The organism is Cellulomonas telluris (assembly GCF_004886325.1).
Taxonomy (GTDB): Bacteria; Actinomycetota; Actinomycetes; order Actinomycetales; family Cellulomonadaceae; genus Cellulomonas; species Cellulomonas telluris.
Genome location: NZ_QXFN01000005.1, coordinates 225820 through 247277 on the forward strand (window position 1 = coordinate 225820; position 21458 = coordinate 247277).

Consider the following 21458-nt stretch of genomic DNA (forward strand, 5'->3'; position numbering starts at 1 on the left):
GAGGCGGCGGGCGAGCTCGGCACCCTACGCGTCCGAGGTGGCGACGGCGTCGACCGGCTCGTCGAGCAGGCTCTCCATGACGGCGACGTGCGCGTCCCAGGCGGCGGGGTCGGCGTAGTCGACCGGGGCGTCGTCCACCGCGTGCACGACGCGGGCCGTCGGCAGCTCCTCCGCGAGCCACGCCGCGCGCGTCGCGGCGGGCAGGGACTCGACCGACGACGCGAGCACCTGGACCGTCACGCGCTCGCAGCGGGCCAGCGCGTGGCGCACGAGCGCGAGGTGGCCGGCGTGCGGCGGGTAGAACTTGCCGATGACCAGGCCGTGGCGGAAGCGGGGGCGGGTCACGCGGGCGCGCCGGGGGTGGCGACTGCCGGGGCCGGCACCTCGTCGTCGGGGTCGGCGCGCAGGTCGCGGGCCCAGGACCGCCAGCCCTGCACGCACAGCGCGATGAGCAGCACGTAGAGCACGGCGGTCAGGTGCAGGCCGCGGTCGAGGTACAGCCCGATGAGCAGCACGTCGGTGACGATCCACACCGCCCAGCTGCCGACCCACTTGCGTCCGAGCATCACCTGCGCGACGAGGCTCAGCGCAGTCGTCCCGCCGTCCCACAGCGGCTGGACGGACGCGCCCGTCGCGTCGAGCACGCGTGCGAGCGCGACCGTGCCGAGCACGACCACCAGCGCGGCGACGGGCCAGACGAGACGCGGGGTCCGGCGTACGGGCAGCGTGGAGCGGTCGGGGCCGCCACGCACCCACCAGTACCAGCCGAGCGCGCCGAGCACGAGGTACACGACCTGCAGCGCCGCGTTGGCGCCGATGCCCGCCTGCCAGAACAGCACGGCGAACACCACGTTGTTGGCGATGCCCACGGGGAAGTTCGCCACGTGCTGGCGCGCCGCGAGCCACACGCACGCCGCCCCGGTGACGAACCCGACCACCTCGACCCAGTCCACGGTCCGCGAGGGTATCCGCCGGACGCCGCGCACCCGGCGTCGCCCCCTCGGCCGAGCGCTTGACCTTGACGTCGCGTCAGTGCCTACCGTCGAGCAGGTCCGCACGACGGCGGGCACGGACGAGGAGGAGGACGCACGTGGAGGCGTCGATCCAGGAGGTGGCCCGACTGACCGGGACGACGAGCCGCACGCTGCGTCACTACGACGCCATCGGGCTGCTCGAGCCGAGCCGGGTCGGCGACAACGGGTACCGCTGGTACGACGACGACGCGCTCGTGCGCCTCCAGCGCATCCTCCTGCTGCGGGACCTGGGGCTCGGGCTCACCGAGATCCGCCGGGTCCTCGACCGCGAGACCGACGAGGCGACGGCCCTGCGCCGGCACCTCGCGTGGCTGCGCGCCGAGCAGGACCGCCTGGCCCGCCAGGCGGCGTCCGTGCACCGCACGCTCACCGCACGCGAGAAGGGAGACCGGCTCATGGCCGGCGAGATGTTCGACGGGTTCGACCACACGCAGTACAAGGAGGAGGTGGAGCAGCGCTGGGGCGCCGACGCGTACGCCACGTCGGACGCCTGGTGGCGCGGCCTGTCCGACGACGACCGGGCGTCCTGGAAGGCCGCGTCCGAGCGCCTCGGCGCGGACTGGGCCGCCGCGGCGGAGGCGGGCACCGACCCGGCGTCCGACGCGGCGCAGGAGCTCGCGCGACGCCACGTGGAGTGGCTGGGCGGCATCCCCGGCACGCCCGGGCACGGCATGGCACCGGTCGCCGCGTACGTCACGGGGCTGGCCGACATGTACGTGGCCGACCCGCGGTTCGCGGCGGGCTACGGCGGCGAGCAGGGCGCGCGGTTCGTCCGCGACGCGCTGCACGCGTACGCCGCCCGCCACCTCTGACACCTCCCCGGCGCCGCGCCGCACCGGCGCGGCGCCGGGGCGGACGGGCCCGGGGCAACCGCCCGAGGGGACGGGCGCCGCGCCCTGGTGCCCGGGACGGGGCCCGGACCAGCGTGGACGGCGTACCCATCCCGCCGCACCGCGGCACGACACGAGGAGCCCCGGCCATGCACGCCGCCCCCACCCACTCCCCCACCGCCACGCCCGCCCCCGCGGCCGCCGCACCCTCGCGCGCCTGGGCCTGGGCCGGGGTCGCCGCCGGCGCCCTCGGCATCGCGACGATCCAGACGTCCATGGCCGCATCGGTGGACTGGCAGGCGACCGCCGGTGACGCCGTCGCCATGCTCGAGGACGCCTCGACCAAGCAGGGCACGTACCTGACGTTCCACGTGCTCGCCGTCCTCACCGCGCTCGCGCTGCCCGTCTTCGGCGCAGGGCTGCGCAGGCGGCTGGACCAGCAGGGCCCGGCCGGTGCCCTGCACGGCCAGGTCGCGCTGGCGGGCCTGCTCCTGACCGCGACGGCGCTGCTGCTCGGCAGCGGCCTCGACACCCAGTTCGCGCTCGGCCTGTCCGACACCGCCGCGTTCGTGCCCGAGTCCGCCGCCTTCTACACCGACTGGGTCGCCACCATCCCGTGGCTGTGGGTCGGCGCGGGCCTGTCGGCCCTCGCGCTCGCCGTCACGGCGCTGCGGCACGGTGCCGCGCCCCGCTGGATCGGCGTGGTCTCCGCCGTGCTCGGAGCGCTGACCGTCGTCGCGGGTGTCTCGCCGTTCCAGTACATGGCCGGCTTCACCGGCCCGCTCTGGGTCCTCCTCGTGGCGCTCGGCTTCGCGCTCGGCGACCGGCGCTGACACCCGGCACCACGCGGGGCGCCCGCACCGGATCACCCGGTGCGGGCGTTCCGCCCGTGGGCGCCGGACAATACGGTGCAGGGCGTGACACACCCGACGTCCGCCCCCGGCCGGCCCCGCGCCGCCGTCGCGGTGGCCGTGGCGGCCGTGACGCCGGCCGTCGCCGGTGCGGTGCTCCTCGTCGCCGCCCGGGTGCCCGTCACCGCCGACCTGCTGTTCCTCCTCGTCGACGCGACCGTGGCCGTCGTCTACGGCACGGTCGCGGCCGTCATCCTGTCGCGGCGCGTGCACCCCGTGGCCTGGCTCGTGGCACTCGCCGCGGTGGGCGGCGGGGTGTCCGCGCTGGGCGGCGGATGGGGCGCGTGGGGCGCCGCGCACCCGGGCACGGCGCCGCCCGAGGCCCTCGCCATGACGTTCGGGTGGGCGTGGGTGCCCGGCACGCTCGCGCTCTTCCTCGTCGTGCCGTGGCTGGTGCGCGAGGAGCCGCCCGGACGCGCGGAGCGGGCCGGACTGGCGCTCGGCGTCGTGGTGACCGTCTCCTTGGCTCTCCAGCGCCTGCTGCTGCCGATGTCGGACACCTCCGCGCTCCTCCTCGCCGTCGTGCTGACCGGTCTGCTCACGGCCGCGGCCACGGCGAGGCGCCGGTGGCGCGGACCTCTGCGTGAGCGCCCCGGGCTGGGCCTCCTCGCCCTCGGCACCGCGCTCATGGCGCTGTCGTTCCTGCCCCTGGTGTGGTCGACGACGCCCGACGACCTGCTGCTCGCGGTGCCGCTCACCCACCTGGTGTGCCAGGCGCTGTTCCCCGGTGCCCTCCTCGTGACGGTGCTGCGCAACCGGCTGTGGGGCATCGACCTCGTCGTGAGCCGTGCCGTGCTGCTGGGACTGCTCACGGTCGGGCTCGTCGCCGTCTACGCGGGCCTGGTGTGGGCCACCACGGCACTGGTCGGCAGCTCCGCGGTGGCGCAGGTCGTCGCCGCCGTCGGCGTGGTCCTGGCCGTGCAGCCGGTGCGTGCGCGCCTCGACGTGCGGGTGCGCCGCCTCGTGTACGGCGACGCCACGACCCCCGGGCGGGCCGCGCTGCGTCTGGGCGCCCGGCTGTCCGACGCCGGCGCCGACGACCTGCTGTCCTCGCTCGCCGCCGGCGTGGGCGAGGCGCTGCACCTGGAGTCGGTCACCCTGACCCTCGCCGACGACCCGGCAGCGCGAGGCGCCTGGGGCTGCGCCACGACCGAGCCCGCCACGCGGACGGTGCACCGCGCGGGCCGGCCCGCCGGCACCGTCGCGTTCACCGCGCGTCCCGGGGAGCGCCTCGACGCGCGCACCCACCAGGCCCTGGAGGACCTGCTGCCCGTCGTCGGCGCCGGGCTCGACCTCGTGCAGGGTGCACGCGCGCTCGCCCGCGCGCGGGACGCGGCGACGCGGGCCCGGCTCGCCGAGCGCCGTGTCATCCGTCGCGAGCTGCACGACGGGATCGGCCCGTGGCTGACCGGTCTGCGCCTCGGGCTGCAGGGTGCGCGCAACGCCCTGCCCGCGGACCCGGCGACCGCCGACACCGTGCTCGCGGCGCTGCAGGCGCAGGTGGTGCAGCGCATCGAGGACGTCCGGACGCTGTCGCGCCGCCTGCTCCCGCCCGCCCTGGACCAGGACGGCCTCGCCGCGGCCGTCGCAGCGCTCGTTCGCGCGTGGGCCGAGGACGGGTTCGTCGTGGAGCCGGCCGGCGCCGTGGCCGGCCCGGGCGACGCGCTCCGCGACGTCGAGCCGCACGTGGCCGCCGCGGCGTACGCGATCGGCGCCGAGGCCGTCACGAACGCCGCGCGGCACAGCGGTGCCCCCGGCTGCCGGCTGGAGGTGCACCGGGAGGACGGCACGCTCGCCGTGGTGTGCACCGACGCCGGCCGGGGCCGGGCGCCGGGCACGCCGGACGGCGTCGGCACCCGGTCGATGCGCGAGCGCGCCGAGGAGCTGGGCGGCACGGTCTCCACCACCCCCGGCCCCGGCGGCACGGGCACCCGGGTGACCGCACGCCTGCCGCTCACCCGAGCGGCGGTGCCGGCATGACCCTGCGCGTCGCCGTCGTCGACGACCACCCGGTGTTCCGCCTCGGCATGGTCGCGCTGCTCGACTCGCTGCCGGGCGTGCGGGTCGTGGCGCAGGCCGACGGGGCGGTGGCGGCGCGCGAGGTCCTGCTGCGGGAACCGGGGGCGGAGGTCGTGCTCATGGACCTCGACCTCGGCGACGGCTCCGGGGTCGACGTCACCCGCGACGTCGTGCGTGCGCGGCCGGACCTGCGGGTCCTGGTCGTCACGATGCACGAGGACGAGGACGCCGTGGTCGCGTCGGTGCGCGCCGGCGCCCGCGGGTACCTGCTGAAGTCCGCCGCCCCGGACGCGGTGGAGCGGGCGGTGCGTGCCGTGGCCGCCGGCGAGATGATCCTCTCGCCGGCGGTGGCGGAGCGGGCGATGTCCTACGTGCTCGCCGGCCGGACGTCGACCCGCCTGCCGTTCCCGCAGCTGACGGACCGCGAGCGCGAGGTGCTGGACCTCGTCGCCCGCGGCCTGGACAACGTCGCCGTGGCGCGGCGCCTGGGGGTGACCCCGAAGACCGTGCGCAACGCCGTCGGCTCGGTGCTGGCGAAGCTCGCCGTGAGCGACCGTGCGGCCGCGGTGGTGCGGGCGCGCGCCGAGGGGCTCGGGACCTGAGGCCGGGCGCTGCCGCGTCAGGTGCGCAGCAACGACTCCTGCCACTGCGCGTGCAGGGCGGCGAAGCGGCCGCCGGCGGCGACGAGCTCGGCGGGGCTGCCGTCCTCGACGACCCGCCCGCCGTCGACCACGAGCACGCGGTCGGCGTGCATCACCGTCGACAGCCGGTGCGCGATCACGACGGCCGTGCGCCCCGTCAGGAGCGTGCGCAGACCGTCCTGGACGAGCTGCTCCCCGGGGATGTCGAGGGAGCTCGTCGCCTCGTCGAGCACGAGCACCGCCGGGTCGGCGAGGAACGCGCGCGCGAACGACACGAGCTGGCGCTGCCCGGCCGACAGCCGCACGCCGCGCGTGTCGACCCCCGTCCCGTACCCCTCGGGCAGGGCGGCGATGAGGTCGTGCACGCCCACGGCGCGCGCGGCCGCCTCGATCTCCGCGGGGGTCGCGTCGGGACGGCCGAGCGCGATGTTCGCGCCGACGGACCCCGAGAACAGGTACGCCTCCTGCGTGACCATGACGACCGACCGGCGCAGGTCGGCGGGGTCGAGGTCGCGCAGGTCGACGCCGTCGAGGCGCACCGCGCCCTCGCGCGGGTCGTAGAACCGGGCGAGCAGCTTCGCGACGGTCGACTTGCCGGCGCCCGTCTCCCCGACGAGCGCGACGGTCTGCCCCGCGGGCACGTGCAGGTCGAGACGGGGCAGCACCGACGGCCCCGCGCCGTACCCGAACTCGACGCCGTCGAAGCGCACGTCCCCGGTGGTGCGGGCGAGCCGCACGGGCCGCTCGGGGTCGGGCACGGTCGGCTCCTCGGCGAGCAGCGCCGACAGCTTCTCGAGCGCGGCCGTCGCGGACTGGAAGCTGTTGTAGAACATGCCGATCTGCGCGAGCGGGGCGAAGAAGCGCCGCGCGTACAGCACGGCGGCGACCAGGACGCCGACGGCCAGCCCGCCGTCGAGCACGCGCAGACCGCCGACCAGCAGCACGGCGGCCACGGTGACGTTGCCGATGAGCACGAGCCCGGTGTCGAAGACGCCGTTGACCCGGATCGCCTCCGCGTTCGCCGCCCGGTACTCCTCCGTCAGGTCGTCGTAGACCTCGGCCACCTGCCGCTCGCGGCGGAACGCCTGCACCGCGCGGATGCCGGTCATGGTCTCCACGAACCGCACGATCACCCGGGCCACGGCGGTGCGGCTGCGCCGGTACTGCGCCTGCGAGCGCACCTGGAACCACCGCGTGACCAGCACGCCGGGCACGACGGCGACCAGCAGCACGAGGCCGCTGCGCCAGTCGAGCACGACGAGGCTGACCGCGGTGAACACCATCGCGAGCCCGCTCGCGGCGAGCGTGGTGACTCCGCCGTCGAGCAGCTCGCGCAGCGCCTCGACGTCCGAGGTCTGGCGCGAGATGACGCGGCCGGAGGTGTACCGCTCGTGGAACTCCAGGCTGAGGCGCTGGGTGTGCCGGAAGACGCGACGGCGCAGGTCGAGGAGCACGCCCTGGCTCACGCGGGCGGCGAGGCGCACCGTCGCGGCGGTGAGGACGCCCGCGACGAGCGCGGCGACCGCGTACGTCGCGGCCACGGCGAGCAGGGGTCCCGCGTCCCCGTCGCGCAGCGCGGGCAGGCCCCGGTCGATGCCGAGGGCCACCAGTGCGGGACCGGCCACGAGGGCGAGCTGCGCGCCGACGACGACGAGCGCGGTCGCCCAGACGCGCCCCGCCACGGGACGCAGCAGGGAGCCGAGCAGCGCGAGCGACCGCCGGCGGACCGCGGCCGGGTGCAGTGCGAGGTCCCCGTCCTCGTCGTGCCCGGGCGGCGGCGTCGCGGGCGGCTGCGGGGGTGCGGGCGGCCGCCGGTCGGTGGTGCTCATCGGGCCGCCTCCGCGCGGTCGTCGGCCTCGGCGGTGAGCACGAAGCGGTAGTGGGGGTGCGTCGCGAGCAGGTCCGCGTGCCGCCCCACGCCGGTGACGCGGCCGTCCTCGAGCACCGCGACCCGGTCCGCGAGCGCGACCGTCGACGTGCGGTGCGCGACGACGAGCGTGGTCGTCCCGGTGAGCATGCGGCGCAGCCCCTCGGTGACCTCCGCCTCGGTCGCGACGTCGAGCGCCGACAGCGGGTCGTCGAGCACGAGGACGCGGGGGCGTCCGGCGATCGCGCGCGCGAGCGCGACGCGCTGACGCTGCCCGCCCGACAGCGACAGCCCCTCCTCCCCGATCACGGTGTCGAGGCCCTGCGGCAGCCGGTGGACGAAGCCCGCCCGGGCCACGTCGAGGGCCTCGTGCACGAGCGCGTCGGCCTCGGCCTCGTCCATGCGCGCCAGCTGCTCCTCGGGGACGCCCATGAGCACGTTGTCGCGCACCGACGCCGAGAACAGGATCGGGTCCTCGAACGCCACCGACACCGCGCTGCGCAGGTCGCGCCGGGTGAGGTCGCGCACGTCGACGCCGTCGAGCCGGACCGCGCCGCCCGTGACGTCGTACAGCCGCGGCACGAGCTGCAGCAGGGTGGTCTTGCCGCTGCCGGTCAGGCCGACGAGGGCCGTCGTGCGGCCCGGCTCGAGCACGAGGTCCACCCCGGAGAGCACCTCCTCGCCGCCGTGCGCGAACCGCACGCCGTCGAGCTCGACGCGGGACCCGCCCGCCGGCGCGGGCGGCAGCGCGACCGGGCGCTCGGGGTCGCGGACGGCGGGGGCGGTGTCCATGACCTCGAAGAACCGGTCGGTCCCCGCACGCGCGTCGAGCGTCATGGCGAGCAGCTGCCCGAGGCTCTCCACCGGCCGGTTCATCACGGCGGCGGTGGCGAAGAACGCGACGAGCGCGCCGACGCTCACGCGGTCGGACGCGGCGAGCCAGACCCCGAGGCCGAGCGCGACCGCGAGCGTGGTCTCGGGGATCCACGCGAGCGCGAACGACATGCGCGACTGCGCGCGCGCCTTGTCGATCTCGGTCTCCCGCAGGCCGTCGGCCTGCCGCACGAAGTCCTCGAGCGCGTCCTCGCCGCGACCGAACGCCTTGAGCACGCGGATGCCGTGCACCGACTCCTCGACGGACGTCGCGAGGTCGCCGGCCTGGTCCCGCGCGCGGCGCGCCACGACCTTGTAGTCCTGCCGGAACGAGAAGCCGAGCCACACCACGGGGACGGCGCCGGCCAGGTACACGAGCCCGAGCAGCGGCGTCGTGGCGATGAGCAGGCCCGCGCCCACCAGCACGGTGGTGGCGGACACGACCAGCTGGACGAGCCCGAACACCATCCACCGCCGCACGGTGTGCAGGTCGCCCATGGAGCGCTGCAGGAGCTGCCCGCCGGACCACCGGTCGTGGAACGCGACGGGCAGGTCGAGCAGGTGCCGGAACAGGTCGGTGCGCATGTGCCGCTCGACGCCCGTGCCGGGCGTCGCGATGAGCGCCCGCCGGCACCAGACGAGGAAGGCCTCGAGCACGCCGAGCAGGAGCACGAGCAGGGCGGACTGGACGACGGCGGTGCGGCTGCCGTCGGTCAGCAGCGGACCGTTGACGACCTCCCGCAGCACCTGGGGCACGGCGAGCGCGAGCAGGCTGGCCGCGAGGGTCGCCGTGCCGCCCGCGACGACGCGGGGCACGGCCGGCCGGGCCCAGCGGATCAGACGGGCGAGCGCACGCGTCGTGGACACGGACGGGCCGGCCGGGGCGGACGCGGAGGGGGGCACCGGTGCAGCGTAGGCACGCGCGCCGACACCGCACCCGGCGACGTCCGGATGCTGAGCCGACCTCACCTGTCGACGTCGTGCCCGCCGTCCACGGGCGGCCGGGTCAGCCCTGCGAGCGCGCGATCGTCGTGTTGTTCGCCTGCGCGCGCGGCCGCACGACGAGCAGGTCCACGTTGACGTGCGCCGGCCGGGTCAGGGTCCAGACGATCGCGTCCGCGACGTCCTCGGCGACGAGCGGCTCGTAGCCGGCGTACACCTGCGCGGCGCGCTCGGCGTCCCCGTCGAACCGCACGAGCGAGAACTCCTCGGTCGCGACGGCGCCGGGCGCGATCTCGATGACCCGCACCGGCTCCCCCACGATCTCCCAGCGGAGCGTCTCGCTGAGCATCCGCTCGCCGTGCTTCGCCGCGGTGTAGCCGGCCCCTCCGGGGTACGCGCCGTGCGCGGCGGTGGACGTCACGACGACGACGTCGCCGCCGCCGCGCTCGCGCAGCAGCGGCAGCACGCCCTGCGTGACCCGCAGGGTGCCGAGGACGTTGAGCTCGTACATCGCCCGCCACTGCTCGACGTCGGCGTGCTCCACCGGGTCGAGCCCGAACGCGCCACCGGCGTTGTTGACCACCGCGTCGAGTCCGCCCGAGTCGCGCACGTGCGCCACCAGCGCGTCGACGTCCACGGCGCTCGTGACGTCCGCCACGACGGCGGACGCCCCGGTCTCGGCCGCGAGCGCGTCCAGCCGGTCGGCTCGGCGCGCGGTGGCGACGACGTCCCAGCCCTCGGCGCGCAGCCGCCGCACGGTCGCGGCGCCGATGCCGGAGGACGCCCCGGTGACGAGCGCGCGGCGGGGACGGTCGGTGGGCGTGGACATGCGATCTCCCTCGTGACGGCGTCACCGGCGAGCATGGCACGCCTGCGGGGGCCGGTTGCGCGCACCCCCGGTCCGGTGCCTAGGGTGGCGCCTCGGAACCCGGCCGCGCGTGGCCGGGTCGCGCCGCCCCCGGCTGGGACGGCCCTCCACGACGCGACGTGCGCCGACTCCCACCCCACCCGCGCCCGACGGCGTGCGCGGCGCCCCGCCACCCGGAGACCTGATGCCCTCGCGCGCCCGTGCCCTCGTCGTCACCGCCCTGCTCCCCGTCGTCGCGCTCGCCGCCTGCGCGTCCGGCGGCGAGGGCTCTCCCGCCCCGTCGTCCCCGAGCGCCAGCGCGGCGGACGCCGGCTTCCCCGTCACGGTCGACAACTGCGGCACGCAGGTGACCGTCGAGCAGGCCCCGGAGCGGATCGTCACGATCAAGTCCTCGACCACCGAGATGGTCGCGGCCCTCGGCCTGGCCGACCGGCTCGTCGGCACCGGGTTCAGCGACGGCCCCCCGCCGCAGGAGTGGGCGGACGAGCTCGCAGGCGTGCCGGTCCTGTCGGACAAGGTGCCCGGCCAGGAGGCGCTGCTCGAGGTCGAGCCCGACCTCGTGTACGGCGGCTGGGAGTCGAACTTCTCCGCGGACGGCGCCGGCGAGCGGGACGTGCTCGCCCAGCTCGGCATCGCCACGTACGTCTCCCCGTCCGCGTGCAAGGAGGAGGGCTACCAGCCCGACCCCCTGACGTTCGACCTGGTCTTCGACGAGATCCGCCAGGCGGGCGCCCTGCTCGGCGCGCCGGACGCCGCGGAGGAGGTCGTCGCGGACCAGGAGGCGACGCTCGAGGCCGTGGAGCCGCTCGACGGGGTGACCGCGGTGTGGTGGTCGTCGGGCACGGACACGCCGTACGTCGGCGCGGGCATCGGCGCCCCGCAGATGATCCTCGGCGCCGCGGGCATCGAGAACGTGTTCGCCGACGTGCACGACACGTGGACGTCGGTGGGCTGGGAGCAGGTCGTCGCGGCCGACCCGGACGTGCTCGTCCTCGTCGACTCCGCGTGGAACACCGCGGAGAGCAAGCAGGCGTTCCTCGAGTCCCACCCGGCCACGTCCCAGCTGGCCGCCGTGCGCGAGCGGCGGTACGTGCTGGTGCCGTTCGCCGCGACCGAGGCCGGCGTGCGCAACGCCGACACGGTGGCCGACCTCGTCGAGCAGGTCGGCGCGCTGGGCCTCGGGGGCTGACGCTCCCGTCATGTCGCCCACGGACCGTCCACCCCTGCGCCCGCCGCTGCTGCTCCTGCTCGCGGTCGGCGTCGCGCTGCTGGTGCTCAGCGTGCTGGTCACCGTGACGATCGGTCCCGCCGACCTGTCCGTGGCCGAGGTCGCGCGCTCGGTCGCCGGGCACCTGGGCCTGCCGGTGGCCGACGTCGCGCGCCTGCACGACGCGATCGTCTGGGACCTGCGCCTGCCGCGCGTGCTCACCGCCGCCGCGGTGGGCGCCGGCCTGGCGGTCGCGGGCGCGGTCATGCAGTCGCTCACGCGCAACCCGCTCGCCGACCCGTACCTGCTGGGCCTGTCGTCCGGAGCGTCGCTGGGCGCGGTCGCGGTGCTGGTGCTCGGCGTGGCGGTGCTGCTGCCGGTCGCGGCGTTCGCGGGCGCCCTGGCCGCGCTCGTCGCGACCCTGGCGCTGGCGCGCACGAGCGGCACGCTCACCCCGGCCCGGGCGGTCCTCGCCGGCCTCGCGGTGTCGCAGCTCGCCGCGGCCGGCACGTCCTTCGTCATCTTCTGGACCGCGACGGGCGACTCCTACCGCGAGATCCTGTCCTGGCTCATGGGCTCCCTCGCGGGTGCGACGTGGACGTCGGTGGCGATCTCGGGCCTGGCGCTGCTGCTGGTCGGCACCGTGCTCGTCGCGGCGGCCACGCGGCTCGACGCGTTCGCGTTCGGGGACACGTCGGCGGCGGCGCTCGGCATCGACGTCGACCGCACCCGGTGGAGCCTCATGACGCTCGTCGCGCTGCTCACGGGCGCGATGGTGGCGGTCAGCGGAGCGATCGGGTTCGTCGGGCTGGTCCTCCCGCACGCGGTGTCGGTCGTGACCGGCCCGGCGCACCGCCGCCTGCTCCCGGTCGCCGCGGTGACCGGCGCGGTGTTCCTCGTCTGGGCCGACACGCTCGCCCGCACCGTGTTCGACCCGCGCGAGCTGCCGGTCGGCATCGTCACCGCGCTCATCGGCGTGCCGGTCTTCGCGGTGCTGCTCCGCCGGGGACGGGGGACGGCGTGGAGCTGAGGATCGAGGGCGTCGGGACCCGCCTCGGGGGACGCTGGGTGGTCGACGGCGTCGACGCCACTCCCCCGGACGGCGCGCTCACCGGTCTGCTCGGCCCGAACGGCGCCGGCAAGACCACCCTGCTGCGCCTGGTCGCCGGCCTGCTGCCGCCCGAGCGCGGCGCGGTGCTCGTCCCGGATCCCGACGCGCCCGGCGCCCGGGCGACCGTGCCCGTGCACGCCCTTCCCCGGCGGCGGCGCGCCCGGCACGTCGCGCTGCTCGAGCAGGAGTCGAACGCGACCGTGCCGCTGAGCGTGCGCGAGGTCGTCGCCCTCGGCCGCATCCCCTACCGGTCCCTGTGGGGCACGGACAGCGACGACGGCGCCGTCGACCGCGCCCTCGCGGCGGCCTCCGCCGCGCACCTCGCCGACCGCGCCTGGTCGACGCTGTCCGGCGGCGAGCGGCAGCGGGTCCAGATCGCCCGGGCGCTCGCGCAGGAGCCCGACCTGCTCCTTCTCGACGAGCCGACGAACCACCTCGACGTCAGCGCCCAGCTCTCGCTGCTCGCGTTCGTGCGCGACCTGGGCGTGACGACGGTCGCCGCGCTGCACGACCTGAACCTGGCCGCGGCGTTCTGCACGCACGTCCTCGTGCTGTCGCAGGGCCGGCTGGCCGCCGCGGGCGCCCCCGCCGACGTGCTCACGCCCACCCTGCTGCGCGAGGTCTACGGCGTGGAGGCCGAGGTGCTCGTGCACCCCACCACCGGCCGCCCGGTCATCGCCCTGACGGGCCGCAGCCCGGAGGAGGGCGCATGAGGATCACCGTGCTCTCGGGCGGCGTCGGCGGTGCCCGCTTCACGCGCGGCCTGCTCGCCCTGCTGCGCGACCGCCTCCCCGACGGCGCCGGCGGCACGACCGCCGACGTCACCGTCGTCGCGAACACCGGCGACGACCTGTGGCTGCACGGTGTCCGCGTCTGCCCCGACCTCGACACCCTGATGTACACGCTGGGCGGCGCTGTGCACGAGGGCCAGGGCTGGGGCCGGCGGGACGAGTCCGCCCGCGTGGCCACCGACCTCGCCGCCTACGGGCTGGGCTGGGAGTGGTTCACCCTCGGCGACCTCGACCTCGCCACGCACCTCGCCCGCACCGAGCTGCTGCGCCGCGGGCTGCCGCTGTCGGCGGTCGCCGCGCGCCTGGCCGAGCGCTGGCGGCCCGGCGTCACGCTGCTGCCGATGACCGACGACGAGGTCGAGACGCACGTCGTGACGGACGACGGGACGATCCACTTCGAGGAGTGGTGGGTGCGGCACCGGGCGTCGGTGCCCGCCCACGGGTTCGTGCAGACGGGCGTCGAGAACGCCGCTCCGGCACCCGGCGTGCTCGACGCGCTGGCGTCGGCGGACGTCGTGGTCGTGCCGCCGTCCAACCCGGTCGTGTCGGTGGGGACGATCCTCGGTGTTCCCGGGGTGCGGGACGCGCTGCGGGCGACCGCGGCGCCCGTCGTCGCGGTCTCCCCCGTGGTCGGGGGGGCACCCGTGCGCGGCATGGCGGACGCGTGCCTGACCGCGATCGGCGTCGCGACGGACGCCGCGGCGGTCGCCCGCCACTACGGCCGACGGCACGACGGCGGCGTGCTCGACGCGTGGCTCGTCGACGAGGCGGACGCGGACGCCGTGCCGGTGCTGGCCGGCGAGGGCTGGACCGTCGAGGCCGCCCCGACGCTCATGACCGACGTCCCCGCGACGGCCGCGATCGCCGCCCGCGCCCTGGCCCTCGTGGACCGGCTGCCGTGACCGGGGGCTGGTGGGTCGTCGTCCCCGTCAAGGACGCGCGCCGCGGCAAGTCCCGCCTGGCCGGCGTCCTCGACGACGACACCCGCGCCGCGCTCGTCCGCTCGATGGCCCGGGACACCCTGAGGGCCGTCCGGTCGGCCCGCTCCGTCGCCGGGGTCGTCCTCGTCACGCCCGACCCGGACCTCGCCGCGGCAGCCGCGACGCTCGACGTGGTCGTGGTTGACGAGCCGCCGCACCGCCCCGCCGCCGACGTCCCGGAGCCCGGGCTCCGCGCCGCCGTCCTCGCGGGCGCCGCCCACGCCCGGACCCTCCACCCGGACGCCCCTGTCGCCGTCGTCCCCGGCGACCTGCCCGGCCTCGACCCGGACGACCTCGACGCCGCGCTCACGCTCGCCGCCGAGCACGAGCGCGCGCACGTCCCCGACGCCGAGGGCACCGGGACGACGCTGCTCACCGCCGCACCCGGCTGCGACCTGCGACCGCGGTTCGGCCCGGGGTCGTCCGCCCGGCACGCGGACGCGGGACACGTGCGGCTCGACGTGCCGCAGGCGTCGACGCTCCGGCACGACGTGGACGAGGCGCGGCACCTGCAGCAGGCGTGAGGCCCCGGTCGTCACGAGCGCTCCCGGGTGCGTGGGCGCGGCCGTGACGTCACCGCCGGGTCACCTCGCCTGCGCACCGTCCCCGTCGGCCCCGGTCCCCCTGCCCGGGGCGCGCGCCAGCGCCTCGGCCAGCTCGTGCGGCTCGTGCTCCGCGCCCCCGGACCGCACCCCGGTCCAGTCCACGCCGACCAGCGTCCCGTCCCGGCCCAGGCCGGGCAGCCACCGCGCCACGAACGCCTCGAGGTCGACGGGTTCCGGGACGAGGTGGCGCTCCGCGGGAGCACGGCGCGTCACGGTGACGGCCCGGGCCCGGCTCGACCAAAACGGCATCGTGTCGCGCGCCGCGTCGCCGGAGCGCACGCACACGTACCCGTCCGCGTCGCGCAGCACCCAGACGCACCCCGCGGCGAGCGCGCCCGCGCAGAACTCCTCCACGACCGCTCTCACGTCGCCTCCCGCGTCCCGTCCGGCAGCGGCACACGCGTGCGCCGGTAGCCGGGCACGGACGAGGCGAGCCGGTCGAGCCGGCTGCCGCCGGACCCGCCCGTGAAGCGCTCGCCCTCGCCGTCCTCCAGCCACGACCCGGACGCGAGCCGTCCGACCTGCCACCGCACCACCCACACGTCGCCGCGCACGACGGCGTCGACCAGCCGTACGAGCGTCCGGACGGTCGCGTCGTGCGTCTCGAACGCGTGGGCACCGGGCTCGACGACGACGGACCAGCAGCCCTCGAGGTGCTCCGCCCGCACGGTCGTCCCGCGACGTGGCACCGCGGCGTGCCACACCGGGCCGTCCCAGAACCGCTCCTGCACCTCCTCGGGCCAGCGCCGCAGCACCTGCTCGCGCAGCGCCGCGACGCCGGCCGACGTCAGCTCCTCCACCGTCGCGGCCGTCGCCGCAGTGCTCCCGCACGGCCCGACCTGCGCCCACCGCCTGTCATCGCGCCCCCTGACTCTCGTACTGGCCCGCGGCGACCGCCGGGCCGTGGTCAGTGTGGCGGGCGGGGCGCACCTCCGACAGCCCACTGCGCCAGGATGACCCGTATGGCGCTCCCGACGACCGGCGGCTCTGCCGACGACCGCGCCGCCTGGGACCGGTCGGCCCGGTCCTACGCCTCCCTGACCGGCGGACCCGACGACTCGTTCCGTCGGAGGTTCGAGCCGTTCCTCGCCCGGTGGCTCCCGCCCGCCGGCGCCCCGCTCTGCGTCAGAATGGCGCCATGACGGCACCGCTGTGGATGACCGGGGACGAGGCGGCGGACCGCCTGCTCGACGAGGACCCCTTCGCCCTCCTGCTCGGCATGCTCCTCGACCAGCAGGTGGCGATGGAGACCGCGTTCGCCGGCCCAGCCAAGATCGCCGAGCGCATGGGCGGCCTCGACCCGCGCCGGGTCGCCGACGCCGACCCCGAGCAGTTCGCGGCCCTGTGCGCGACGCCCCCGGCGGTGCACCGCTACCCCGGCTCCATGGCCGGCCGGATCCAGGCGGTCGCGCGCGCGGTCGTCGAGGAGTACGACGGCGACGTCACGCGGCTCTGGACCGACGGCGACCCCGACGGCCCGACGGTGCTGAAGCGGCTGAAGGCCCTGCCCGGGTTCGGAGACCAGAAGGCGAAGATCTTCCTCGCGCTGCTGGGCAAGCAACGCGGCGTCACCCCCACGGGGTGGCGCGAGGCCGCCGGCGCGTACGGCGACGACGAGTTCCGCTCCATCGCCGACGTGCGCGACGCCGTCTCGCTGGGCAGGGTGCGCGAGACGAAGAAGGCGGCGAAGGCCGCCGCACGCGCCGCGCGCTGACGCCGGTCCACCGGTCGACGGACCGGGCGAGGACCGGCCGGACGACGCGACGGTCGTCCTCGTGACCGAGGGGAGGACCCACCTGCAGGCCGAGGCCGCGGGTTCCCCCGGTTCGCCAGGATGGTCCCCATGAGCACCCCCACGCCGCCGGCGCCCGTCCCGCCCCCGCCCGCGCCCGTCCCCGCCGTCGCGCCCGTGGCGCTGGCCGAGCGCGCCGTCGCCCCCGACGTCGCCCGCGGCCTCGCGCTCCTCGGCATCGCGATCGCGAACTCGGTGCTGCACCTGTGGGGCGTCCAGGTCGGGGCGGGGAGCCGGCCGGTCGACGGGTCCACGGTCGACCGCGTCGTCAACGGCGTCGTGGCCCTGTTCGTCGACCGGCGCACGATGCCGATGTTCGCGCTGCTCTACGGGTACGGGATCGGGGTCGTCGTGCGCCGCCGTGCCGCGGCGTGGGTGCCGTGGCCCGCCTGCCGCGCCGACCTGCTGCGGCGCGCGGGCTGGCTCGTCGCGTTCGGCGTCGTGCACATCCTGCTGCTGTTCGCGGGCGACATCCTCGCGATCTACGGCGTGGCCGGCCTGGTCGCGGTGGCGTTCGTGCGCGCCCCCGGACGCCGCCTGGCCGTGGTCGGGGGGATCGCGCTCGCGCTGTCCGGCGTGCTCATGGGCGCCATGCAGGCGCTCGCCGCGTGGACGAGCACCCAGCCGGAGGTCATGGGGCAGGGGGACGTCATGGCCGCCGCCGAGCACTCCGTCCTCGGCGCGATGCTCCTGCGGTCGTTCTCCGTCCTGATCGCCCCGTTCGGCGCCGTCGCGGCCCTCCCGCTCGTGCTCCTGGGCCTGTGGTTCGCGCGGCGGGCCGTCCTCGAGGACCCCGCGGCGCACCTGCCGCTGCTGCGGCGGTGGGTCGTGGGCGGGCTGACCGCCAGCGTGCTGGGCGGTCTGCCGATGGCCCTGGCCGTGGCCGAGGTGTGGACGCCGACCACCGGGCAGCTGTTCGGCGTGGCGGCGCTGCACGAGGTGAGCGGCACCGCCGGGGGCGTGGCGTTCGCCGCCCTCGTGGCCTGGGTCGTCGCGGCGCGCCGGGTCACGGTCGCCACGCTCGGCCCCGTCGGGGGCGCGCTGCGGGCCGTCGGCGTGCGGTCGCTGACCTGCTACCTGCTCCAGTCGGTGCTGTTCGTGCTGCCCCTCGCGGCGTGGGCCGGCGGGCTGGGCGAGCACCTGTCCTCGGCCCAGGTCGTCGCGTGGGCGGTCGGGGTGTGGCTCGTCACCGTGGCGGTCGCGGTCGCCCTGGACAGGGCCGGGCGACGCGGCCCCGCCGAGGCGCTCTACCGCCGTCTCGTCTACCGCCGGCCCGCCCCCGCCCCCGCCCCCGCGACCGCCGCCTGACGGCGGCGCGTGGGGGGGCGGCGCCGGCGGGCTCACCGCTCGGTCGCGAGCGCGTCCTTCCAGCCCTGCGCGTACGCCTCGGCGGAGCCCTGGTGGAACATGTCGTCCGGCCCCGTCCGCACGAGCACGCGGGCGCCCGGCCCGTCCTCGTCGCCGACGAGGTGCGCCGCACCACGCACGACGGCGACGGGCCGCCCGGCGGCCTTGCCCTTGACCAGCTCCGCGGCGCTCGCGAGCTCGTCCGCGACGGCGGCCACGGTCATCGTCAGCGGCCGCCCGAACGTGTCGAGCTGCCCCCGCAGGTCGTCGAGCACCTGCACCCCGGCGGCCCCGATCGCGAGGTCGGTGACGCCCTGCCGCCACGGGCGCCCCGCGGTGTCCGTGACGACCACGCCGAGCCGCACGCCGAACGCGTCCTGCAGCCCGGCACGCAGGGCGCGGGCGGACGCGTCGGGGTCGACGGGCAGCAGGAGGACCGTGCCCTCGGGCGTGTTCGACGCGTCCACCCCGGCCGCGGCCATGACCAGGCCGAGCCGGTTCTCGACGATGCGGGTGACGCCGCCGGCGTGCTCGCGGGTCGCGACCACGCGCACGGTCTCGTCCGTGATCGCCTGCTCGCGGTCGTCCGCGGCGACGACGCGCCCCTCGGCCTTGGACACCACCTTGCTCGTCACGACGAGGACGTCGCCGTCGGCGAGCGCGTGCGACGGGTCGGCCGCCGCGTCGGTGCGCAGCGCGGCGGCCAGCAGCGCCACGAGGTCGTCGCCGGGGACGACCTCGGGCACGCCGTCGGGCGCCCACAGGCGCAGCTCGATCATGTCAGCGCACCAGCTTGGGCAGCACGTCGCGACCGAAGACCTCGATCCACTCGCGCTGGTTGCGGCCGACGTTGTGCAGGTAGATGCGGTCGAAGCCGAGGTCGACGTACTTCTGGATCTCGGCCCGGTGCGCGTCGGGGTCGGCGGAGATCACCATCCGGCCCTGGAAGTCCTCCGGGCGCACGAGCTTGGCCATCTGCTCGAAGTCGAACGGCGAGCGGATGTCCGCCTTCGGGAACTTCATGCCGCCGTTCGGCCACTCGTGCATCGCGTTCGCGAGCGCCTGCTCGTCGGTCTCCGCCCAGGACAGGTGGAGCTGGAGCACCTTCGGCATCGCGTCGGGGTCCTTGCCGGCCTCGCGCGCGCCCTCCGCGAACTTGCCGAACAGGCCGGAGATCTTCTCGAGCGGCGCGCCGACCGTGATGATGCCGTCCGCGTGCTTGCCGGTCCGCCTGGCCGTCACCGGGCCCGCGGTGGCGACGAGGATCTCGGGGGCCTCCTCCGGCATGGTCCACAGCCGGGTCGACTCGAGCTTGTAGAACTGCCCCGCGTGCTTGACGTCCTTGCCCGCGAGCGAGGACGTGAACAGCTTCCTGATGATCTCGATGGCCTCGAACATGCGGTTGATCCGCTCGGGGGCCTCCGGCCAGTAGCCGGCCACGACGTGCTCGTTGAGCGCCTCGCCGGACCCGAGACCGAGCCAGTGCCGCCCGGGGTACATCGCCGCGAGCGTCGCGGACGCCTGCGCGACCATCGCCGGGTGCCAGCGGAACGTCGGCGCGGTCACGCCCGGGCCCATGTCGCCGGTGGTGCGCTCGCCGATCGCGGTGAGCACGTTCCACACGAAGGACGACTGCCCCTGCGCCGGGACCCAGGGCTGGAAGTGGTCCGCCGCCATGACCCCGGAGAAGCCGTGCTCCTCCGCGTACGCCGAGAGCTCGACCGCCTCGCGGGGGTGGAACTGCTCGAGCATCGCCGCGTACCCGACCGTCAGGTCAGCCATCCGTGTCCTCCACCTGGTGCTGTGTCGCGGCACCCGGGCGCCGCCCCTCGTGACGATACGCGCTCGCCGGCGCCCGGCTCACGGCAGGAGCAGCACCGTGCCCGCCTTGCGGCCCGTGTCGACGTAGGCGTGCGCCGCGGCCGCCTCCTCGAGCGGCCAGGTGCGGTCGACGACGCCGCGGACGGCCCCCGCGGCGGCGAGGTCCAGCAGGTGCCGGACGTCCGCCAGGCGGTCCGCCGCCGGGCGCAGCCCGGTGAAGGCGATCGCCGCCGTCCTGCCGCCCAGCGGCCCCCGCAGCAGCGGGCCGCGCAGCACCGGGCGCAGGGCGGTGCGCACGAGGATCCCGGCGCCCGGCACCGTGGTGAGGTAGGACCCGCCCGGCGCGAGCAGGTGCCGGCAGCGGCGGAAGGAGCTCGTGCCGACCGCGTTGAGCACGACGTCGTACGGGCCCGCCAGGGCCTCGAGCGGCGTGCGGGTGCGGTCGACCACGGAGGCCGCGCCGAGCGACCGCACCAGCTCGACGTGGTCCGTGCTGCACACGCCCGTGACCTCGGCGCCGAGGTGCGCGGCGAGCTGCACGGCCGCCGCGCCGACCGCCCCGGACGCCCCGTTGACGAGCAGCCGCGTGCCTGGACGGACCCGGGCGTGGTCCCGCACGAACGGCAGGGCGGTCGACCCGCCCTCCGCGAGCGCGACGGCCTCGGGCGTCGGCACGCCGTCGGGCACGGGCAGGACGGCGGTGGCGGGCGCCCGCAGGTGCCGTGCGTAGCCGCCCATGGCGATGCCCGTCTGCGCGAGGACGCGGTCCCCCGGGCGCAGGTGCGTGACGCCCGCGCCGACGGCGAGCACGCGCCCGCCGACGTCGCCGCCCAGCACCGGCCGCCGCGGACGCAGCAGGCCGGTCGCGAGCCGGGCGACGGCGGGACGCGCGGCCCGGAACGCGGCCTCGGCCCGGCTGACGGCGACGGCCTCGACGGCGAGCACGACCTCGTCCGCGCCGGCGACGGGCATGGGCGCACGCTCGGCCACCAGGACCTCCGGCGGCCCGTAGCGGTGGTGGGCGACCACGGTCGTGGTCGCCGGGGTGGGGGTGTCGGTGGACGGGGACGGAGCGGGCACGGGGGACCTCCGGGGGTGACGGTGGACGACGCCGGCGTCAGTCGGCCGCGTCGTCGGGGTAGGCGAAGACCTCGTCGATGCGGACGCCCAGCGCCCGCGCGATCTGGAACGCCGTCTCCAGCGACGGCGAGTAGCGGCCCTGCTCGATGGCGATGACGGTCTGCCGCGTGACGCCGATGCGCCGCGCGAGCTCCGCCTGCGTCATGTCGTCGCGCGCGGCGCGCAGGGCGCGGATGGCGTTCGTGACCCGGGTCGGCTTGGGGGTCGGTCCCACGTCACAGGCCCCGGCGGTAGGCGACGACCTTGACGACCGAGCCGACGACGGCCGCGAGGACGAACACGGTCCAGATCGCGTGGGCGATCCAGAACGTGTCGGCGTCCGCCAGCGCGAGGGCGAACGGCCCGACCATCCCGACCCCGAGGACGATCCCCGCGACGTACTCCCCGCGGCGGTCGATGTCCCGGTCGCGGACGTCGGCACGGCGGGTGTCGCTCGGGCGGACGACCTCGACGAGCGTGCGGACCACGACGGGCGCGAACGCCGAGATGCCGACGGTCCACAGCAGCGTCGGCACGTACCGCACGTCGACGAGCGGACCGCCGTCCGCCCGGGCCAGGAGCACGAGGACGTACGTGAGCCACGCGCCCAGCGCGACGAGCCCGTAGACCCACGCGCCCTTCTCCTCGTACGACACGACCGCCTCCTCGATGTCATGAATCTTTGACATGCCCACCTTGG

General features: G+C 76.6%; 23 protein-coding genes. 11 read left to right on the plus strand and 12 right to left on the minus strand.

Annotated features, from left to right (window positions below):
• Nucleotides 1–24 precede the first annotated feature (24 nt).
• Complete coding sequence (locus FB586_RS20100) at nucleotides 25–345, minus strand: adenylyltransferase/cytidyltransferase family protein (protein WP_246036865.1); 321 nt, start codon at nucleotides 343–345, stop codon at nucleotides 25–27.
• A complete protein-coding gene (pnuC, locus tag FB586_RS16615; protein ID WP_136520454.1) occupies nucleotides 342–953 on the minus strand; it encodes a nicotinamide riboside transporter PnuC in 612 nt (203 codons plus the stop codon). Before pnuC ends, FB586_RS20100 begins: the two co-directional genes overlap by 4 nt.
• A gap of 137 nt (nucleotides 954–1090) precedes the next feature.
• Between pnuC and FB586_RS16620 the strand changes: the two genes are divergently transcribed.
• The 4 genes from FB586_RS16620 to FB586_RS16635 all read left to right on the plus strand — a co-directional run bounded on the left by FB586_RS16620 (nucleotide 1091) and on the right by FB586_RS16635 (nucleotide 5396).
• Nucleotides 1091–1846, plus strand: a complete 756-nt coding sequence (locus FB586_RS16620) for a MerR family transcriptional regulator (protein WP_136520455.1) — start codon at nucleotides 1091–1093, stop codon at nucleotides 1844–1846.
• 167 nt (nucleotides 1847–2013) lie between these two features.
• On the plus strand, nucleotides 2014–2697 hold the full coding sequence (locus FB586_RS16625) for a hypothetical protein (RefSeq protein WP_136520456.1): 684 nt from the start codon (nucleotides 2014–2016) through the stop codon (nucleotides 2695–2697).
• 84 nt (nucleotides 2698–2781) lie between these two features.
• On the plus strand, nucleotides 2782–4755 hold the full coding sequence (locus FB586_RS16630) for a sensor histidine kinase (RefSeq protein WP_136520457.1): 1974 nt from the start codon (nucleotides 2782–2784) through the stop codon (nucleotides 4753–4755).
• On the plus strand, nucleotides 4752–5396 hold the full coding sequence (locus tag FB586_RS16635) for a response regulator (protein ID WP_136520458.1): 645 nt from the start codon (nucleotides 4752–4754) through the stop codon (nucleotides 5394–5396). The genes FB586_RS16630 and FB586_RS16635 overlap by 4 nt, the downstream gene beginning before the upstream one ends.
• A gap of 17 nt (nucleotides 5397–5413) precedes the next feature.
• On the opposite strand, the gene FB586_RS16640 is transcribed toward FB586_RS16635, so the two are convergent.
• From FB586_RS16640 to FB586_RS16650, 3 genes are all read right to left on the minus strand, one after another.
• On the minus strand, nucleotides 5414–7264 hold the full coding sequence (locus FB586_RS16640) for an ABC transporter ATP-binding protein (RefSeq protein ID WP_136520459.1): 1851 nt from the start codon (nucleotides 7262–7264) through the stop codon (nucleotides 5414–5416).
• Nucleotides 7261–9078, minus strand: coding sequence for an ABC transporter ATP-binding protein (locus tag FB586_RS16645; RefSeq protein ID WP_168800589.1), 1818 nt, complete (start codon nucleotides 9076–9078; stop codon nucleotides 7261–7263). The genes FB586_RS16640 and FB586_RS16645 overlap by 4 nt, the downstream gene beginning before the upstream one ends.
• A gap of 103 nt (nucleotides 9079–9181) precedes the next feature.
• Nucleotides 9182–9946, minus strand: coding sequence for an SDR family oxidoreductase (locus tag FB586_RS16650; protein ID WP_136520460.1), 765 nt, complete (start codon nucleotides 9944–9946; stop codon nucleotides 9182–9184).
• Between the two features lie 223 nt (nucleotides 9947–10169).
• Here FB586_RS16650 and FB586_RS16655 point away from each other — a divergent pair, with 223 nt between their 5' ends.
• The 5 genes from FB586_RS16655 to cofC are packed head-to-tail and all read left to right on the plus strand — an operon-like array spanning nucleotide 10170 to nucleotide 14598.
• Complete coding sequence (locus tag FB586_RS16655; RefSeq protein ID WP_136520461.1) at nucleotides 10170–11174, plus strand: putative F420-0 ABC transporter substrate-binding protein; 1005 nt, start codon at nucleotides 10170–10172, stop codon at nucleotides 11172–11174.
• A 10-nt stretch (nucleotides 11175–11184) separates the two neighbouring features.
• A complete protein-coding gene (locus FB586_RS16660; RefSeq protein WP_136520462.1) occupies nucleotides 11185–12222 on the plus strand; it encodes a putative F420-0 ABC transporter permease subunit in 1038 nt (345 codons plus the stop codon).
• Nucleotides 12213–13016: a putative F420-0 ABC transporter ATP-binding protein gene (locus FB586_RS16665; protein WP_136520463.1), complete on the plus strand. Its 804-nt coding sequence runs from the start codon at nucleotides 12213–12215 to the stop codon at nucleotides 13014–13016. The genes FB586_RS16660 and FB586_RS16665 overlap by 10 nt, the downstream gene beginning before the upstream one ends.
• Entirely contained in the window at nucleotides 13013–13996 is a 984-nt protein-coding gene (cofD, locus tag FB586_RS16670; protein ID WP_136520464.1) for a 2-phospho-L-lactate transferase, read from the plus strand. The genes FB586_RS16665 and cofD overlap by 4 nt, the downstream gene beginning before the upstream one ends.
• Nucleotides 13993–14598 (plus strand): 2-phospho-L-lactate guanylyltransferase, encoded by a 606-nt coding sequence (cofC, locus tag FB586_RS16675; RefSeq protein WP_136520465.1) that lies wholly within the window; start codon nucleotides 13993–13995, stop codon nucleotides 14596–14598. The genes cofD and cofC overlap by 4 nt, the downstream gene beginning before the upstream one ends.
• A 60-nt stretch (nucleotides 14599–14658) precedes the next feature.
• Here the strand turns inward: cofC and FB586_RS19495 are convergent, their stop codons facing one another.
• Nucleotides 14659–15045, minus strand: a complete 387-nt coding sequence (locus FB586_RS19495; protein WP_168800590.1) for a DUF2750 domain-containing protein — start codon at nucleotides 15043–15045, stop codon at nucleotides 14659–14661.
• Complete coding sequence (locus FB586_RS19500; RefSeq protein ID WP_168800591.1) at nucleotides 15042–15479, minus strand: hypothetical protein; 438 nt, start codon at nucleotides 15477–15479, stop codon at nucleotides 15042–15044. Before FB586_RS19500 ends, FB586_RS19495 begins: the two co-directional genes overlap by 4 nt.
• Before the next feature lie 338 nt (nucleotides 15480–15817).
• Between FB586_RS19500 and FB586_RS16685 the strand changes: the two genes are divergently transcribed.
• Nucleotides 15818–16393 carry an HhH-GPD-type base excision DNA repair protein gene (locus tag FB586_RS16685; protein WP_136520466.1) on the plus strand — a complete coding sequence of 192 codons (576 nt, stop codon included), beginning with the start codon at nucleotides 15818–15820 and terminating at the stop codon, nucleotides 16391–16393.
• 129 nt (nucleotides 16394–16522) lie between these two features.
• The gene (locus FB586_RS16690; RefSeq protein ID WP_136520467.1) at nucleotides 16523–17779 is read left to right on the plus strand and encodes a DUF418 domain-containing protein; all 1257 of its coding nucleotides are present in this window, start codon (nucleotides 16523–16525) and stop codon (nucleotides 17777–17779) included.
• A 32-nt stretch (nucleotides 17780–17811) separates the two neighbouring features.
• On the opposite strand, the gene FB586_RS16695 is transcribed toward FB586_RS16690, so the two are convergent.
• From FB586_RS16695 to FB586_RS16715, 5 genes are all read right to left on the minus strand, one after another.
• Nucleotides 17812–18597, minus strand: coding sequence for a coenzyme F420-0:L-glutamate ligase (locus tag FB586_RS16695; RefSeq protein WP_136520468.1), 786 nt, complete (start codon nucleotides 18595–18597; stop codon nucleotides 17812–17814).
• A 1-nt stretch (nucleotide 18598) separates the two neighbouring features.
• Nucleotides 18599–19600, minus strand: coding sequence for a TIGR03557 family F420-dependent LLM class oxidoreductase (locus tag FB586_RS16700; RefSeq protein ID WP_136520469.1), 1002 nt, complete (start codon nucleotides 19598–19600; stop codon nucleotides 18599–18601).
• 78 nt (nucleotides 19601–19678) lie between these two features.
• Nucleotides 19679–20719 (minus strand): NAD(P)-dependent alcohol dehydrogenase, encoded by a 1041-nt coding sequence (locus FB586_RS16705; protein ID WP_222928384.1) that lies wholly within the window; start codon nucleotides 20717–20719, stop codon nucleotides 19679–19681.
• A gap of 37 nt (nucleotides 20720–20756) precedes the next feature.
• Nucleotides 20757–20993, minus strand: coding sequence for a helix-turn-helix transcriptional regulator (locus tag FB586_RS16710; RefSeq protein ID WP_281276688.1), 237 nt, complete (start codon nucleotides 20991–20993; stop codon nucleotides 20757–20759).
• Nucleotide 20994: 1 nt separating this feature from the next.
• Entirely contained in the window at nucleotides 20995–21447 is a 453-nt protein-coding gene (locus FB586_RS16715) for a hypothetical protein (protein ID WP_246036866.1), read from the minus strand.
• Nucleotides 21448–21458 lie beyond the last annotated feature (11 nt).

Coding starts and splice junctions, on each gene's coding strand:
- FB586_RS16700 (WP_136520469.1), bottom strand. CDS start 19,600: ATGGCTGACCTGACGGTCGGGTACGCGGCGATGCTCGAGCAGTTCCAC.
- FB586_RS16695 (WP_136520468.1), bottom strand. CDS start 18,597: ATGATCGAGCTGCGCCTGTGGGCGCCCGACGGCGTGCCCGAGGTCGTC.
- FB586_RS16625 (WP_136520456.1), top strand. CDS start 2,014: ATGCACGCCGCCCCCACCCACTCCCCCACCGCCACGCCCGCCCCCGCG.
- FB586_RS16660 (WP_136520462.1), top strand. CDS start 11,185: ATGTCGCCCACGGACCGTCCACCCCTGCGCCCGCCGCTGCTGCTCCTG.
- FB586_RS16640 (WP_136520459.1), bottom strand. CDS start 7,264: ATGAGCACCACCGACCGGCGGCCGCCCGCACCCCCGCAGCCGCCCGCG.
- cofD (WP_136520464.1), top strand. CDS start 13,013: ATGAGGATCACCGTGCTCTCGGGCGGCGTCGGCGGTGCCCGCTTCACG.
- FB586_RS16655 (WP_136520461.1), top strand. CDS start 10,170: ATGCCCTCGCGCGCCCGTGCCCTCGTCGTCACCGCCCTGCTCCCCGTC.
- FB586_RS16715 (WP_246036866.1), bottom strand. CDS start 21,447: ATGTCAAAGATTCATGACATCGAGGAGGCGGTCGTGTCGTACGAGGAG.
- FB586_RS16635 (WP_136520458.1), top strand. CDS start 4,752: ATGACCCTGCGCGTCGCCGTCGTCGACGACCACCCGGTGTTCCGCCTC.
- FB586_RS16650 (WP_136520460.1), bottom strand. CDS start 9,946: ATGTCCACGCCCACCGACCGTCCCCGCCGCGCGCTCGTCACCGGGGCG.
- FB586_RS16690 (WP_136520467.1), top strand. CDS start 16,523: ATGAGCACCCCCACGCCGCCGGCGCCCGTCCCGCCCCCGCCCGCGCCC.
- FB586_RS16685 (WP_136520466.1), top strand. CDS start 15,818: ATGACGGCACCGCTGTGGATGACCGGGGACGAGGCGGCGGACCGCCTG.